The sequence below is a fragment of the Granulicella sp. 5B5 genome (assembly GCF_014083945.1).
Classification (GTDB): domain Bacteria; phylum Acidobacteriota; class Terriglobia; order Terriglobales; family Acidobacteriaceae; genus Granulicella.
Genome location: NZ_CP046444.1, coordinates 2,171,585 through 2,186,879 on the forward strand (window position 1 = coordinate 2,171,585; position 15,295 = coordinate 2,186,879).

Annotated in this window: 14 protein-coding genes; 5 read left to right on the forward strand and 9 right to left on the reverse strand. The window is 62.6% G+C overall.

Annotation, left to right across the window (positions count from 1 at the left end; all coding sequences use genetic code 11):
• Positions 1-17 precede the first annotated feature (17 nt).
• From clpB to GOB94_RS09105, 3 genes are all read left to right on the forward strand, one after another.
• Positions 18-2,657, forward strand: coding sequence for an ATP-dependent chaperone ClpB (clpB, locus tag GOB94_RS09095; protein WP_182275634.1), 2,640 nt, complete (start codon positions 18-20; stop codon positions 2,655-2,657).
• 148 nt (positions 2,658-2,805) lie between these two features.
• A complete protein-coding gene (locus tag GOB94_RS09100) occupies positions 2,806-4,521 on the forward strand; it encodes an NAD(P)/FAD-dependent oxidoreductase (RefSeq protein ID WP_182275635.1) in 1,716 nt (571 codons plus the stop codon).
• 62 nt (positions 4,522-4,583) lie between these two features.
• Positions 4,584-4,928 (forward strand): hypothetical protein, encoded by a 345-nt coding sequence (locus tag GOB94_RS09105; RefSeq protein WP_182275636.1) that lies wholly within the window; start codon positions 4,584-4,586, stop codon positions 4,926-4,928.
• On the opposite strand, the gene folK is transcribed toward GOB94_RS09105, so the two are convergent.
• Together folK and lpxC are read right to left on the reverse strand one after the other, a co-directional pair.
• A complete protein-coding gene (folK, locus tag GOB94_RS09110) occupies positions 4,925-5,407 on the reverse strand; it encodes a 2-amino-4-hydroxy-6-hydroxymethyldihydropteridine diphosphokinase (RefSeq protein WP_182275637.1) in 483 nt (160 codons plus the stop codon). The two genes, GOB94_RS09105 and folK, sit on opposite strands and share 4 nt — an antisense overlap.
• Entirely contained in the window at positions 5,400-6,359 is a 960-nt protein-coding gene (gene lpxC / locus GOB94_RS09115; RefSeq protein WP_182278547.1) for a UDP-3-O-acyl-N-acetylglucosamine deacetylase, read from the reverse strand. Before lpxC ends, folK begins: the two co-directional genes overlap by 8 nt.
• A gap of 439 nt (positions 6,360-6,798) precedes the next feature.
• Between lpxC and GOB94_RS09120 the strand changes: the two genes are divergently transcribed.
• Positions 6,799-7,944, forward strand: a complete 1,146-nt coding sequence (locus GOB94_RS09120) for a M20 family metallopeptidase (RefSeq protein ID WP_182275638.1) — start codon at positions 6,799-6,801, stop codon at positions 7,942-7,944.
• 450 nt (positions 7,945-8,394) lie between these two features.
• Here GOB94_RS09120 and GOB94_RS09125 read toward each other — a convergent pair whose 3' ends face one another.
• From GOB94_RS09125 to ruvX, 7 genes are all read right to left on the reverse strand, one after another.
• A complete protein-coding gene (locus GOB94_RS09125) occupies positions 8,395-8,988 on the reverse strand; it encodes a Maf family protein (RefSeq protein ID WP_182275639.1) in 594 nt (197 codons plus the stop codon).
• Between the two features lie 109 nt (positions 8,989-9,097).
• Positions 9,098-10,021, reverse strand: a complete 924-nt coding sequence (locus GOB94_RS09130; protein WP_182275640.1) for a D-hexose-6-phosphate mutarotase — start codon at positions 10,019-10,021, stop codon at positions 9,098-9,100.
• Positions 10,022-10,043: 22 nt separating this feature from the next.
• Complete coding sequence (locus GOB94_RS09135; protein ID WP_182275641.1) at positions 10,044-10,808, reverse strand: iron-sulfur cluster loop; 765 nt, start codon at positions 10,806-10,808, stop codon at positions 10,044-10,046.
• An 88-nt stretch (positions 10,809-10,896) separates the two neighbouring features.
• A complete protein-coding gene (locus tag GOB94_RS09140) occupies positions 10,897-12,006 on the reverse strand; it encodes an isoaspartyl peptidase/L-asparaginase (protein ID WP_182275642.1) in 1,110 nt (369 codons plus the stop codon).
• 5 nt (positions 12,007-12,011) lie between these two features.
• Positions 12,012-12,647, reverse strand: coding sequence for a CDP-alcohol phosphatidyltransferase family protein (locus GOB94_RS09145; RefSeq protein WP_182275643.1), 636 nt, complete (start codon positions 12,645-12,647; stop codon positions 12,012-12,014).
• 39 nt (positions 12,648-12,686) lie between these two features.
• On the reverse strand, positions 12,687-13,166 hold the full coding sequence (greA, locus tag GOB94_RS09150) for a transcription elongation factor GreA (protein WP_182275644.1): 480 nt from the start codon (positions 13,164-13,166) through the stop codon (positions 12,687-12,689).
• Between the two features lie 476 nt (positions 13,167-13,642).
• A complete protein-coding gene (gene ruvX / locus GOB94_RS09155; RefSeq protein WP_182275645.1) occupies positions 13,643-14,131 on the reverse strand; it encodes a Holliday junction resolvase RuvX in 489 nt (162 codons plus the stop codon).
• 59 nt (positions 14,132-14,190) lie between these two features.
• On the opposite strand from ruvX, the gene mltG reads away from it, so the two are divergent.
• Entirely contained in the window at positions 14,191-15,177 is a 987-nt protein-coding gene (gene mltG / locus GOB94_RS09160) for an endolytic transglycosylase MltG (protein ID WP_182275646.1), read from the forward strand.
• Positions 15,178-15,295: the final 118 nt, after the last annotated feature.

Genomic DNA, 15,295 nt, shown 5'->3' on the forward strand with positions numbered 1-15,295 from the left:
AGAGCGAGGTATTGGTGATGGCGATTAAGTGGGACAAATTTACGGTGAAGTCGCAGGAGGCGCTGCAGGTGGCGCAGGGGAGTGCCGCGGAGAACGGCAATCCTGAGGTGTTGCCGCTGCATTTGATGGCGGCGCTGCTTGAGGACAAGGAAGGCGTCGTGCTGCCGGTGCTGGAGAAGGTTGGGGTTCCGGTGCAGCAGCTTTTGGCAACGGTGAATGCGGCGATTGCAAAGCTGCCGAAGGTGCAGGGCGCGAGTGCGCAGCCGACGGTTGGGCAGGCGTTGACGAAGGTGCTGGACGGTGCGTTCAAGGAGGCTGAGACCTTCAAGGACGACTATGTGTCGACCGAGCATCTGTTGCTGTCGCTGGCGAAGCAGAAGGGTGAGCCGGTTCAGTTGGCGCTTGCGGCGCTGGGTGCCGACCATGCGGCGATCTTGAAGGCGCTGCAGGCGGTGCGCGGGTCGCAGCGGGTGACGGACCAGAACCCCGAGGGTAAGTTTCAGGCCTTGGAGAAGTATGCGAAGGACCTGACGGAGCAGGCGCGGCGCGGCAAGCTGGACCCGGTGATCGGACGCGATGAGGAGATCCGTCGCGTGATTCAGGTACTGAGCCGGAGGACGAAGAACAATCCGGTGCTGATTGGCGAGCCTGGCGTTGGAAAAACAGCCATCGTTGAGGGCCTTGCCCGTCGCATCTTTATGGGCGATGTGCCGGAGATTCTGCGGGACAAGCGGGTGATCTCGCTGGACCTGGGATCGATGCTTGCCGGGGCGAAGTTCCGAGGGGAATTTGAGGAACGGCTGAAGGCTGTGCTGAAGGAGATCGACGAGTCGAATGGGCAGATCATTCTGTTCATCGATGAGCTGCACACACTGGTAGGCGCCGGTGCTGCGGAAGGTGCTATCGACGCGAGCAACATGCTGAAACCGGCATTGGCTCGCGGCGAGTTGCGTGCCATTGGTGCAACCACACTGAATGAGTATCGCAAGTACATCGAGAAAGACGCGGCGCTGGAGCGGCGGTTCCAGATTGTGTTTGTCGGCGAGCCGAATGTCGAGGACACGATCGCGATTCTGCGCGGGCTGAGGGAGCGGTATGAGACGCACCACAAGGTGCGGATCAAGGACTCGGCGATTGTGGCGGCGGCGGAGTTGTCGCATCGGTATATCTCGGACAGATTTTTGCCGGACAAGGCGATTGATCTGGTGGATGAGGCTGCCGCTGCGCTGGCGATCCAGATTGGGTCGGTGCCGGTGGAGATTGACGATCTTGAGCGGCGTGCTACGTCGCTGGAGATTGAGAAGGCCGCGCTGAGCCGCGAGAGCGATGTGAACTCGAAGGAGCGGCTGGTTGAGGTGGAGCGTGAGTTGGCCGAGGTGCGTGAAGAGGCGGCTGGTCTGCGTGCGCGGTGGCAGAAGGAGCGCGGTGCGATCGGCGAGATTGCTGCGCTGAAGGAGAAGCTGGAGCAGCTGCGGTTTGCGATGCAGGAGGCGACTCGGAAGGGCGATCTGCAGCGCGCGGCAGAGCTGCAGTATGGCGAGATTCCGAAGGCAGAGCGCGAGCTTGCTGCGCTGACGGCGACGCAGGATGCCGGTGTGGCGGATGCCAAGGCCGGCGATGCGGCGTCGCGGCTGTTGAAGGAAGAGGTCGATGAGGAGGATGTTGCGAAGATCGTCTCCAAGTGGACCGGGATTCCAGTGTCGAAGATGCTCGAGGGCGAGGTGCAGAAGCTGACGCAGATGGAGCAGCGTCTGCGGGAGCGCGTGGTTGGACAGGATGAAGCGCTGACTGCCGTTGCGAATGCGATTCGACGTTCGCGTGCGGGGCTGGCTGATCCGAAGCGTCCGATTGGCTCGTTTATCTTCCTGGGGCCGACGGGTGTAGGCAAGACGGAGACGGCGCGTGCGCTGGCGGAGTTCCTGTTTGATGACGAGCAGGCGATGGTGCGCATCGACATGAGCGAGTACATGGAGAAGCATGCCGTCGCGCGGTTGATTGGAGCGCCTCCGGGCTATGTCGGGTTCGATGAAGGCGGACAGTTGACGGAGGCGATCCGGCGCAGGCCGTATGCGGTGGTGCTGTTCGACGAGATCGAGAAGGCGCATCCGGATGTGTTCAATGTGCTGCTGCAGGTGCTGGACGATGGGCGATTGACGGATTCGAAGGGACGCACCGTGGACTTCAAGAACACGGTGCTGATTATGACGTCGAACATTGGTGCGAGTGCGCTGACGACGGCATGGGCCGAGGGCGAAGAGGGCTTCGAAGACGCGAAGGCGCGCGTACTGGAGGAGCTGCGCAAGCACTTCCGGCCGGAGTTCCTGAACCGCGTGGACGATATCGTCGTGTTCCATCCGCTGGCGGAGAGCCAACTGACGCACATCGTCGATCTGCGGTTGAAGGACCTGCAGGCGATGCTAGTGGACCGCAAGATCGTGCTAGAGCTGACGGATGCGGCGCGGGCGGCGATCTTCAAGGCCGGGTATGACCGGGCCTATGGAGCGCGGCCGTTGAAGCGCGCGATCCAGCGGCTGGTGCAGGACCCGCTGGCGATGAAGATCCTGGACGGCAGTGTGCTGCATGGCGATACGGTGAAGATCGATGCGGAGAAGGGCGCGCTGCAGTTTGTGGTGACGAACCGCGAGGTGGGTGCGTAAGCTGCACTGAAGTTTGCACGCAAATAGAGGCCGGAGATGAAAGTCTCCGGCCTTGCTGTTTCTGGAGGCACTGTGTCTATGCGATAAGCTGACAGAGGCCTCTGCGGGAGCTGGCTGAGTAAGGTTGCGGCGCGGAGGCAAGGAGACGATGGGCAAGCGGGCGATCATTATCGGAGCGGGGCCGGCGGGGCTGACGGCGGCGCTGGAGTTTCTGCGGAAGACGGATGTGAAGCCTGTGGTGCTGGAGGCGTCGCAGGAGATTGGTGGGATCTCGCGGACGATTCGGTATAAGGGCAACCGGATGGATATCGGCGGACACCGGTTTTTTTCCAAGAGCGATCGCGTGATGCAGTGGTGGATGGACCTGATGCCTCCGGAGGATGCAGCGGCGGAGATCAGCTATCAGGGCAAGCAGAGAGTGGTCGCGGTGCCGGCGCATCTGCCTGAGGAGCCTCCGCTGCGCGGGCTGGGGCCGCTGCATCATGAGCCTCCGATGGAAGAGGACCTGCTGGATGAGGAAGAAGAGATGGTTCCGGATGAAGAGGTCGTCGCGGTGGTGACGACGCATGAGCCAGAAAGTGCCGACCTAGTGATGCTGGTGCGGCCGCGGAAGAGCCGCATCTACTATCTGCGGAAGTTCTTCGACTACCCGATCAAACTGAGCCGCAGCACGATTGAGAACCTTGGGCCGGCGCGGATGACGAAGATCGGTGTGAGTTATGTGATGAGCCGTGTGCGGCCGATTGAAGAAGAAAAGAGCCTTGAGGATTTTCTGATCAACCGGTTTGGGCGCGAGCTGTACCTGACGTTCTTCAAGAGCTATACGGAGAAGGTTTGGGGGACGCCGTGCGACAAGATCTCGGCGGAGTGGGGAGCGCAGAGGATCAAGGGGTTGTCGCTGACGACGGCGCTGAAGCACTTTGTGAAGAAGGCGCTCACTGCGGCTCCGAAGGATGTTGATGGCAAGAAGGACATTACGCAGAAAGGAACAGACACGTCTCTGATTGAGCGGTTTCTGTATCCGAAGTTTGGACCGGGGCAGCTGTGGGAGCATGTTGCGGACCAGGTTGTTGCACTGGGTGGCGACATCCGGATGGGGTGGAAGGTGGTTGGCATCCTGACAGAGAACGGGCGCGTGGTGGGTGTTGAGGCGGTGAGCGAAAGCGGCGAACGGCAGCAGATTGAGGGAGATTATTTTCTTTCGACGATGCCGATGCGTGACCTTGTGCGCGCGATGGATGCTGGCGGTGCCGCGGTTCCGGCAAGCGTGCGCGAGGTGAGCGAGGGGTTGGAGTATCGCGACTTTATTACGGTGGGTGTGCTGGCGAACAAGCTCGACGTGACGGAGCCGGACGGCGGGCTGGTGAAGGACACCTGGATCTATATTCAGGAGCCGGATGTACAGATTGGGCGGCTGCAGATCTTCAATAATTGGAGCCCGTATATGCTGGCCGATCCGACGAAGGTGTGGATTGGGCTGGAGTACTTCTGCTACGAGACCGACGCGCTGTGGTCGATGCCGGATGAGGCGCTTAAGACGTTTGCGGCAGGTGAGCTGGAGAAGATTGGGATTCTGAAGACGGCCGAGGTGCTGGACAGCCATGTGGTGCGGGTGCCGAAGACGTATCCTGCGTACTTTGGAACGTATGACCGCTTTGATGAGCTGCGGGTGTGGGTGGATACGTTCGAGAACCTGTACCTGGTGGGGCGCAATGGGATGCACAAGTACAACAACCAGGACCACTCCATGCTGACGGCGATGGCCGTTGTGGATGGGATTGCGGCGGGACATGTGGACAAGAAATCGGTGTGGAGCATTAACACCGAGCAGGAGTACCACGAAGAGAAGGCACAGAAGCAATAACAACCGGAGGTCTTGCCCTGACGTTCAAACGAGGAGTTCTGCTGGGGCTGCTGGTGCTGGCGATGGTCGCGTTCTATTACAGGCAGCAGATTTATGTGCGCGATTTTCGGGCGTCGGTGACGCGCAATGGCGTGGTGGAGGACGGCGCGCAGGTGTTCTTCAATCTGAATGACGATGTGCTGCTGGAGAACGACAACGCGCCGATGTACATTACGCTGCTGCAGCATGACATGCCTGTGCGCGAGCCGGCGCGGCTGAACTGCGTCCACTTTTTTGTGTGCTTTGTGGCCAACGATGGCGCCACGCTGGTGGGTAGCGACGATGGGGCGCGGTTGCTGCAGATGAGCAAGGACCAAGTGACGTATCGGGACAGCGAGGGTAAGACTGCGGTGGTGTCGTTTCACTAAGAAAGCTGCGCGAGTAGCTGGGCGATGGTGCGGTGCTGCGTGGGGTGCAGCATGGTTGGCGCGATTTCTGCGAGCGGTGCGAGGACGAAGGCGCGCTGGTGCATGGCTAGGTGCGGTAGTGTGAGCTCTGGTGTGTGCAGGATGAGGTTGCCGTAGAGGAGCAGATCGAGGTCGATGATGCGCGGCCCTTTTGGGGGTGCGTTGGTGCGGTCGCGGCCCATGACGTGCTCGATAGCGAGCAGAGCGCGAAGGAGATCGAGAGGCGGGAGCGGGGTTTTGAGAAGAGCTGTGGCGTTGAGGAAGCGGGGTTGGTCGACGTAGCCGACGGGGTCGGTTGCGTGGAAGGTGGAGACGGCTGTGATGGCGCCGAGAGTGGCGAGTTGGCGCAGGGCTTCGTGGAGATTGGCTTGCGGGTCGCCGAAGGGTGAGGAGAGGTTCGAGCCGAAAGCGATGGCTGCTGTGGTGCGGGGCTCAGGCATGGGATGGATGCAGGAGGGGTGAGGCGAGATCCGAGTCTGAGACTTCAGACGCTGGTGTCTCGTCGTAGCGGTGGGCGAGCACCCAAGCGGAGCGGTCTTGTAGAAGGCGCTGAACGAGGGCGGTGTGCATGGCGTGGCCGGCGCGCTCGGCGACGACGCGGCCCCAGATGCGGCGGCCGGCGAGGGCGAGGTCGCCGATGAGGTCGAGGACCTTGTGACGGACGAACTCGTCGGAGAAGCGGAGCGGGCCGTTCTGTACGGTGCCGGGCTTGTCCGGCGTGCTGCGCGTGACGATGATCGCGCTGGAGTCGGAGACGCCACGGATGAGGCCCATGTCACGGAGCATGGCTTCGTCTTCGCTGAAGCCAAAGGTGCGGGCAGGAGCGATGAGGTTGGCGTAGTCGCCGGCTTCGAGGTCGCCGATGAAGGTGTCGCGGCCGATGGGCTCGGGGAAGTCGATGGCGTAGTGGATGGAGTAGCCGTCGCCGGGATAGACGCCGATGAACTTGCTGCCGGCTTTGGATTCCTCGCGGACTTCGACGGGCTTGAGGATCTTGAGATACTCGCGTTTGCGGCGCTGGCGCTTGAGGCCGGAGGCGAGGATGGCGGTGACGTAAGGGAGGGCGCTGCCGTCGAGGATGGGGACTTCGAGGTTGTCGATTTCGACGATGATGTTGTCGACGCCGAGGCCGATGAGCGCGGAGAGCAGATGCTCGGTGGTGGAGATGAGCACGCCCTGGCGCATAAGCGAGGTGGCGTAGCTGACCTTGGCTACGTTGCGGCCGGTGGCGGGGATCTCGTAGTTGTCGAGGTCGGAGCGGCGGAAGACGATGCCGGAGCCGGCGGGAGCGGGGATGAGCCGCATGGCAACATCGACGCCGGAGTGGAGACCTATGCCGGAGAACTCCAGCGGCTGGAGAATGGTGTGCTCGAATTGGGGTTCGCTTGCCAGAGAGTGTCCCGAGAACCGACAGACGACAGGCTAAACCCACGGAAGCCAAATTGGGATGTGGCAAAGTTGACACAGTAGCGGTCGATACCCTCCCCCCTCCCTATGTAGCGGGGGTTTCTAGCGGAATCAGTTACTTACGGGGTGATCCCCGGGGTATGTGGCTGATTCTTTAGATGGTTGCGGGTATGATATTGCTGGTGAAGGGGTTAGCGGGCGTGGCTGGGGTTTGCGGCTTTCAGCTGCCAGTATGCCAGCTACCAGTTTGCCAGTTTTCTGTCCTAGTTCCAGTATAGGCGGTGGAGCCTGGGAAAGTGTTTTTGGTTTTGGGGTGTAAGTGGATTGGATTGTGAGGGTTGAGGGGTGGAGTGGGTGGTTTGGGGTTGACAGGTGCGGGGTGTGGCGCGAGTTGCGGCAAAGGCGGTAGCGTAGAGAGATGACGATGCGTGAGGTGGTAGCGAGGAATGAGTCGCGGTTGCTGAAGCGGCTGCGGGAGCTAGTTGAGGTGGAGTCGCCGAGCGAGGACAAGGCGGCGGTGGATCGTGCGGGTGCGTTGGTTGCTGGGTGGGTTGCTGAGATGGGTGGCGTGGTGAAGCGGCACAGGCAGAAAGGATTTGGCGATGTGCTGGAGCTGCGGTTTGGGTCGAGCCGCAGCAGGACAGGGCGGGTGTTGCTGCTGGGGCATCTGGATACGGTTTGGCCGATGGGGACGCTGGCGAAGATGCCGTGGCGCGAGGCTGACGGGAAAGACGGGATTCGAAGGATTTGGGGGCCGGGTGTGCTGGATATGAAGGCCGGTGTGGTGATGGCGCTGGAGGCGATTGCGGCGGCGAAGTCGCTTGGCGCGGAGAGGCCGGTGACGCTGCTGTTGGTGAGTGAAGAAGAGGTGGGGAGTCCGGTGTCGCGGGCTATTACGGAGAAGGTGGCGCGGGAGTGTGAGGCGGTGTTTGTGCTGGAGCCTGCGCAGGGCTTGGCCTATAAGACAGCTCGGAAGGGTGTAGGGCACTTTGAGCTGCGGGTGGAGGGCGTGGCGTCGCATGCGGGGGTGGACTTTGAGCGCGGGCACTCGGCGGTGCTGGAGATGGCGCGGCTGGTGGAGACGGTGTCAGGCTTTACGGATTTGAAGCGTGGGCTGACGGTGAATGTGGGGGTGATCGCGGGTGGGACTCGGTCGAATGTGATCGCCGCCGAGTGCCGCTGCGAGGTGGATGTGCGGATTGCGAAGGCGACTGACGCTGCGCGTGTAGCACGGATGTTTCGTGGGCTGAAGGTGACCGATAAGGCCTGCAGACTGACGGTTTCGGGTGGGATCAACAGGCCTCCGATGGAGCGCAAGGCGGGGACGGTGGCGCTGTTCAAGCAGGCTCGGAAGCTGGCTGCGGAGATGGGGTTGATGCTGGAGGAGGCTTCGACGGGCGGCGGGTCGGACGGGAACTTTACGGCTGGGATTGGGGTGGCGACTCTGGATGGGATGGGGGCGGTTGGCGCGGGGGCCCATGCGGACCATGAGCATGTGGTGGTGAAGCATCTGGTGGAGCGGACGGCGATGATTGCGGGGATGATCGCGTTTCCCTCCCCGGCGCGATAGGAGGTGTACGCTCGCGCCTCCGGCGCATCGCTGCCGCAACTGCAGGTCTCTCCGCTGCGCATCGCAAAAGCGCGATGCTTCGGTCGAGATGACAGATTTGTGGGTGGGTACGCGAAAGCAAAGCCCGGGGCGGAAGCCCCTTTCTTCTGGGGCGTCTGGTTCAGGGGCCTGAAGGCCCCTGCTCCCTCCCCGGTGTACGCTCGCGCCTTAGGCTCTCGCTACTGCAAAGGCAAACGCAGAGGGCGCAGAGGAAGCAAAGGTTCGCAGAGAAAAACAAGCAACGGCAATAGCTACTGCCAATACGGTTTTTTTCTCCGCTCCGCATAGCGATGAAGCTGCGATGCTCTGGTCGAGATGACACATCTGTGGGAGGGTACGCGAAAGCATACCCAGGGGCTAAAGCCCCCATCGTTTCTTCGAGGCAATGAGACCCGACGCTAAAGCGTCGGGCTACCTGGCTGGTGGTGTGGTGGAGGTCTTCTCAACGACTTGGTTCAGAAGGGCGACAGTGGTGGCGATGGGGAGGCCCATGACGTTGAAGTAGTCGCCTTCGATGCGGCGGACCCAACGGGAGGCGTAGCCCTGGATACCGTAGGCGCCGGCCTTGTCGAGGGAGTCGCCGGTGGCGAGGTAGTGGGCCAGGTCGGCTTCGGGGATGGGTGTCAGGAAGACGCTGGTGGTTTCGAGGTGTTGGAGCTGCTTTGTGGGCGAGACGACGGCTACGCCGGTGTGGACCTGGTGCGTGTTGCCGGAGAGCGCGCGGAGCATGCGTTCGGCGTCGGCGATGTCGGTGGGCTTGTTGAGGACGGTGCCGTTGAGGACGACGGTGGTGTCGGCGCCGAGGATGGTGGCGTGCGGGTGTCTGGTCTGGAGCGTGCGTGCCTTTTCGAGGGCGAGGCGCTGCACGTAGGTTGCAGGGTCTTCGTTGGGAAGGCGGGTTTCGTCGATGTCGGCGGGGAGGATGTCGAAGGTGAAGCCGGCCTGGGTGAGGAGTTCGCGGCGGCGCGGAGATTGTGAGGCGAGGATGAGGCGTGTGGGGTGCATGGGTGGTGGCTCAGTGGAGATGGGCAGGGGCAGAAGCAGGTCTCTCCACTACGCTGCGCTCCGGTCGAGATGACACATCTTACTTACTCGGTAACTTAATGAATGAAGGCTAAGAAGCGAGCGGGTCGACGGTGATGTGGGCTTCCATGGTGTGGGTCTGGGTGGGGGCTAGCTGGATATTGTTCTCCATGGCGTTGACGGTCTCGATGCAGGTCATGGAACGCCAGTTCTCGGGGGTCATGTCGGCCATCTTTGCAGCGAGTGTGGACCAGGGGTTCCATACGACGGAGGAGTTGGAGTTTGATTTCGCGACGGTGATGCGGCGGTGGAAGCCGGGGTCGTCGAGTGTGACTGTCTCCGTGGTGTTGAGGTAGAGGCGGTCGGTCTCTTTGGTGATGTGCAGTGTGGGCTCGAGCTGCGTCTTGCGCTTGAAGCTGTCGGTCTTGTCGAGGTATTCGGTGTTGGCTAGGCCGTTGATGGCGATGGTAGTGGCATCGCTGACGGTGAAGTAGGTGTGGAGAGCTTCCTCGAAGCGCATGGGTGCGGTGCTCTGGTTGGCGACAGTGAGGCGCATGCGAAGCTCGCGGCCTAGTTTGAGTTCGAAGGCGAGCTGGAAGTGGTCCCAGCCGAGGGCGCGGCTGGTGTCGCTGGGGCCGAGGGTGAGGGTGAGGTGCATGTCGTCGCCGGCGAGTGCGGCGAAGGCGAGTGTCCACTCGGAGGCGCGGGCGAAGCCGTGCGCGGGACCGTCGGTGCGTGGGCTCTCAGGTGTGGAGAGGCGGGCACCGAACCACGGGAAGATGATAGGAACGCCGCCGCGGATGGCTTTGCCTTCGGCGAAGGGTGAGCGCTCGCTGAGGAAGATGACGGGCTTTTCGCCGGTGGGCTGCCATGCTGTGAGGTGCGCGCCTTGCAGGTAAAGTTCAGCCGTGCAGGAAGGGGTGGTGATGTGCGCGCGAAGGAGGCCGGTGTCGGTTTCGGAGAATTCAAGCGCGCCGGGGATGGCGAAGTTGTCGGTAAGGTTCTGGAGAGTCATCGATGACCAGTGTAGATGGTGGCTACGTCAGCTTGAGTTCGGCGAGGTTGCGCTCGCCGGTTGGGCAGATGTTCAGCAGCGGGCAGTTTGTGCACTTTGGCTCGGAGAAGGTGCAGAGGGTTTGCGCGTGGAGCTTGACGAGGGAGTGATGCTCGTCGAGCATGGCGGCGTCCCAGGTTTCAGGAACGAGGCGCATGAGGCGCTCCTCGGTGGTGGCGGCGTCGGCGCGCGGGACGATGCAGAGGCGCTGGGCTACGCGCAGATGATGGCTGTCGATGCAGAGGGCGCGGCGACGCAGGATGGAGAAGTTGACGACGGCGGCGCTGGTCTTGGGGCCGACGCCGGGGAACTGCTCAAGCCAGGCACGGATCTTGTCGGTGCGGTACTTGGCGAGGAAGTCGAGGGTAAGCGAGCCGTAGCGCTCGCTGATGCCCATGAGTGTTTCCTTGAGCTGAGGGGCTTTTTGCTCGGGGAAGGTGACGATGGCGATGGCGCGCTCGATCTCGTTGACGGAGGCGTCGCGGACGGGCTCCCAGTTGCCGGGGCCGGCGTTGAATGCCTTTTCGAGGTCGCGCATGACCTGGTGCGAAACGGGTGTTTTGGTGCGAGCGCTGAGCAGCGAGTAGATGAGCTGCGTGAGCGGGTCCCAGGGTTCGCGCGGTGCGGGCTTGCCGTAGTGGCCGAGCAGCAGGCGATGGATGTGCGGAAGCTTGTCGGCCTGCTCGGGTGTGAGCGGGCGGCGGGTGGCTTCGAGATCGGCTGGGTCGGTGAAGAGCTCGGGCGTCATTGCGTATCCCTTATGATGCTGGCCCGCATGGTAGAGAAGCAGATTCCTCCGCTGCGCTGCGGAATGACAAGACTCAAAAGCAAGACAATTACGGGTTTCGCGTGACGCCGAGTTGCTGGCCTTCGGCGGTGGCGAGACCCCATGCCATGCGGGGGGTGTTGTGCGCGAGGCCGATGCGGCCGTCAGGGCCCAGGAGAATGATGCCGCCGTGGCCGCCAAGGCGGGTGTGGAGGTAGTCGATGGCGGCTGTGGCTGCGGCTTGTGGGGCTTCGCCGGCGGCGACGCGGTCGACGGCCCATTTGCCGAGGACGAGCTTCATGATGGGTTCTCCCCAGCCGGTGAGGGAGACGGCGGCGGAGAGGTTGTCGGCGTAGCAGCCGCAGCCGATGAGGGAGCTGTCGCCGACGCGGCCGGGAGCCTTGGAGAGTGTGCCTCCGGTGGAGGTGCCGGCGGCGAGGTTGCCTTGGGCGTCGATGGCGACGGCGCCGACGGTGTCGTGGGAGTGCGAGGTTGGGTCAGCCTCCGGGGCTAAAGCCCCTTCTTTGGCAGGCGCTGAACGGACGGGCTGAAGCCCGTCCCCTTCAAAGCGGGTCGAGGATTCAGCGCGGGTGGTAGAAGAGACGCGGGTCTCTCCGCTACGGCCTGCGGCCTCCGGTCGAGATGACACATCTGTGGGGGTGGTGGAGATGTTGGAGGTGGAGTTGCCCGAGAAGGTTGTGTCGGGGTGGCCTGCGGCTTCGGCGCGCTGGAAGGCCATGAGGCGGTCGCGCTCGCGGGGGACGATGAGCTCGGTGTTGTCGATGAGCGCCATGCCGTTCTGGCGGGCGAAGCGCTCGGCGCCGGTGCCGACGAAGTAGACGTGTGGCGACTTGTCGAGCACGAGGCGCGCGGCCTGGATGGGGTTGCGGAGGCGCTCGACGCAGGCGACGCCACCGGAGCGGAGGTCGGCGCCGTTCATAAGGAGAGCGTCGAGCTGGACGCGACCGTCGCGGGTGAGGAAGGAGCCGCGGCCGGCGTCGAAGGTGTCGTCGTCCTCCATGACGGTGATGGCGGCCTCGACCGCGTCGACGGAGGAGCCGCCGCGGGTGAGCGCGGACCAACCGGCCTCAAGCGCTGCGGCGATGCCGCGCTCGTGAGCGGCGATGGCGTCGTCGGGCATGGCCCACGCGCCGCCGTGGATGAGGAGGAGAGGTTGCATGCTAGCTACTGCGAGGCGATCTCGAGCTTGCGGCGCTCGGTCTCAAGGTAGGTGTAGCGCATGCGATGGATGACGGTGAGGGTGGACATGATTGCGAGTACCCAGAGAGCCGGAGCCATTGCGCCCCACTTCTCGAAGAGGGCGCCGAGGATGATGAGCACGATGCGCTCGGGGCGCTCCATGAAGCCGACCTTGCAGGAGCCGATGAGGGCTTCGGCGCGGGCGCGGGTGTAGCTGACCATGAGGCTCGCCGTCATGACGAAGGCCACGAGGAAGACGTAGAAGTAACGGTTGCCGCGGGCGTAGAAGACGAGCAGGCCGAAGAAGAGAGCCACGTCGGAGTAGCGGTCGAGTACGGAGTCGAAGAAGGCGCCGAAGACGGAGACCTGGTTGGTCTGACGTGCGACGCGGCCATCGACCATGTCGAAGAGCCCCGCGCCGATGATGACCAGGCCCGCGTAGAGGAACATGCGGACGTAGTTTCCGGTACGAGCGTAGCCGAAGAAGAAGGCCGCGACGACGTTGATGATGAGTCCAACGAAGGTGAGTGTGTTGGGCGAGATGCGCGAGAGCGCAAGCCCGTTGACGATCTTTTGTAGCAGCCAGCCGCTGCCTTTACCGAATGCACTAGTCCAGGTCATTTGTCCGCTTTTAAGTCTATCGCGGATAGACGAAGAGGGTTACTTGGCGGAGGGGACGGTGTCGTGGATGGTGTACAGCTTGAGGATCTCGAGGACGCGCTTGCCGTTGGGGGTGACGACGGTAGCCTCGTCGCCGACCTCTTTGCCGAGGAGGCAGCGGCCGATGGGCGAGGTGGTGGAGATGAGGCCCTTGGTGACGTCGGATTCCTCACTGGTGACGAGCTTGTAGGTGATCTCTTCGTCCTTGGTGGTGTCGAAGACGACGACGGTGGAGCCGAAACCGACCTTGTCACGCGGGATGTTGTCGAGGTTGACCATGGCGAGCTCGCCCATGCGCTTCTTCAGCTGGCCGAGGCGCGCGTTGACGAACTCCTGGCGCTGCTTGGCGGAGTGGTACTCGGCGTTTTCGCTGAGATCGCCGAGCGCGACGGCCTTCTTGATCTCTGCCGGAAGCTCGGTGGTGAGTTCGTATTCGAGAGCCTTGATCTGCTCTTCGAGGGCTTTTTTAATATCTTCCATGCTTCCCTTAGATTATACGAGTGTGACTGCTCGGGTTGTAGAGGTACGCTCGCGCCTTTGGCGCATCGCTGCGGTAATGGCAAACGCGGAGGACGCAGAGGGCGCGGCGGTTCGTGGCGGAAGACAGACAGCGGAAGATGCAGAGAAGCCGATCCCTCCCCCCTCCCCTATGTAGCTGAGGTATCTAGTGGAATCAGTGGCTTACGGGGTGATCCCGAGGGTAAGTGGCTGATTCTGTAGATGGTTGCGGGTATGATATGGGGAGCAAAGGGGATAGTGTGTAGAGGATAGAGCGAGCTGGGGTTTGCGGCTTTCAGTTGCCAGTTACCCGGTTTTCCAGTGAGCCAGTTTTGTTTCCCTACTTCCAGTATAGGTGGTGGAGCCTGGGAAGGTGTTTTTCTTTGTGGGGTGTAAGTGGATTGGATTGTTTGGGTTGAGCGAGATATGGAGTGTGGAGGGGTTGACAGCTTCGGAGGTCAGGGTTGGTCGGGGTCGGGGAGAAGAGTGGGGCCGTCTTTGGCGAGGTAGCTTTCGAGGATGAGGACGGCGGCGACCTGGTCGATGAGGTGTTTGCGGTCGAGGCGGGCGGCGTGGCCTGCGGAGCGGTGGAGGCGGCCGGCGTCGTTGAGCAGGGAGTGGGCCTCGCGGGTGGTGAGGCGCTCGTCGAGCAGATGGTGCTGGAGCGTGGGGTGGGCTTCGCGGAGGGATTGGGCGAAGGCTTCGGATTTGATGGCCTGGGGGCCGGTTGTGCCGTCGGCGTTGAGAGGATGGCCGACGAGGAGGACCTCTACTTTATGCTGGCGGATGAAGCGGGCGATGGCTTTGAGGTCGGAGCGGAGCCCCGACTTGCCGCTTGCGCGGTGCAGGGTGAAGAGCGGCTGCGCGGTGAGGCCGAGCTCATCGGTGATGGCGAGGCCGATGCGTTTGTCTCCGACATCGAGAGCGAGAGTGCGAGGGAAGGCCACGAGAGTTAGTGTACGGCGACTAAAATGCGACTCGGGAGCTATGACGTGAGGGGGTTCGTGTGCGGGCTTTGAAGTGGATGCTGTTGCTGTTGCTGCTGGTGGCCGGAGGGGCCGTCTTTTATGTGCTGCTGCCGTATGGGCCGACGCACGAGACGTTTGTCGATATCGCGCCGGGGAAGGGAAGCGCGGGGATCGCGGCAGAGCTGGAGAAGGCCGGGATTGTGCGCAGCCGGTACGCGTTCGATGCCGTGCGGCTGGTGAAGGAGTTCAGCGGGCATAGCGGGACGCTGAAGGCCGGGGAGTACAAGTTCGATAGGCCGACGTCGGTGCTGGGGGTGTACGACCGGATTCGGCGCGGGGACGTGTTCACGATCGCGCTGGTGGTGCCGGAGGGGTACAACCTCTTCGACATTGCGAATGCGGTGCAGGCGGCAGGGCTGGGGTCGCGGGATGATTTTTTGAAGGCCGCGCGGGCGAATGTGGACCTGATCCAGCGGTGGAGCCCCCATGCGAGCTCGCTGGAGGGATACCTGTTTCCTGACACCTACAGGTTTGACCACCATACGACGCCGGGACTGATGCTGGCGACGATGGTGCATCGGTTTGGGCAGGAGGTCAGGAAGCTTGGACTGAACGGTACAGATATCGGGCGCACGGTGACGATGGCGTCATTGGTAGAGAAAGAGGTGCGCTTTGACGATGAGCGCGCCGAGGTGGCGAGCGTGTTCGAGAACCGCCTGGAGGCGGGGATGCCTCTGCAGACTGACCCTGCGGTGATTTACGCGTCGCTGCTGCGGGGGACGTGGACGGGGGTGATCCACCAGAGCGAGCTGCATTCGGACTCGGCGTACAACACCTATACGCATAGCGGACTGCCACCGGGACCGATCTGCAATCCGGGGCTGGCGGCGCTGAAGGCGGCGATGCATCCGGCGCAGACGGACTATCTGTACTTTGTGGCGGATGCGAGTGGGCGAACGAAGTTCGCGAAGAGCCTGGATGAACACAATGCGAACGTGGCGGCATACCGGAAGAGCCAGCCGTAGAGAGTCGTTCGAAATCGACAAGGCCCGCTCTATGGAGCGGGCCTTGGTTGTCTGCAGAAGCGGGTGCTGGGACGCTTGTGGTGCGGGACGGTTAAGCCCTAGGCCTTGGGGGTGCGTT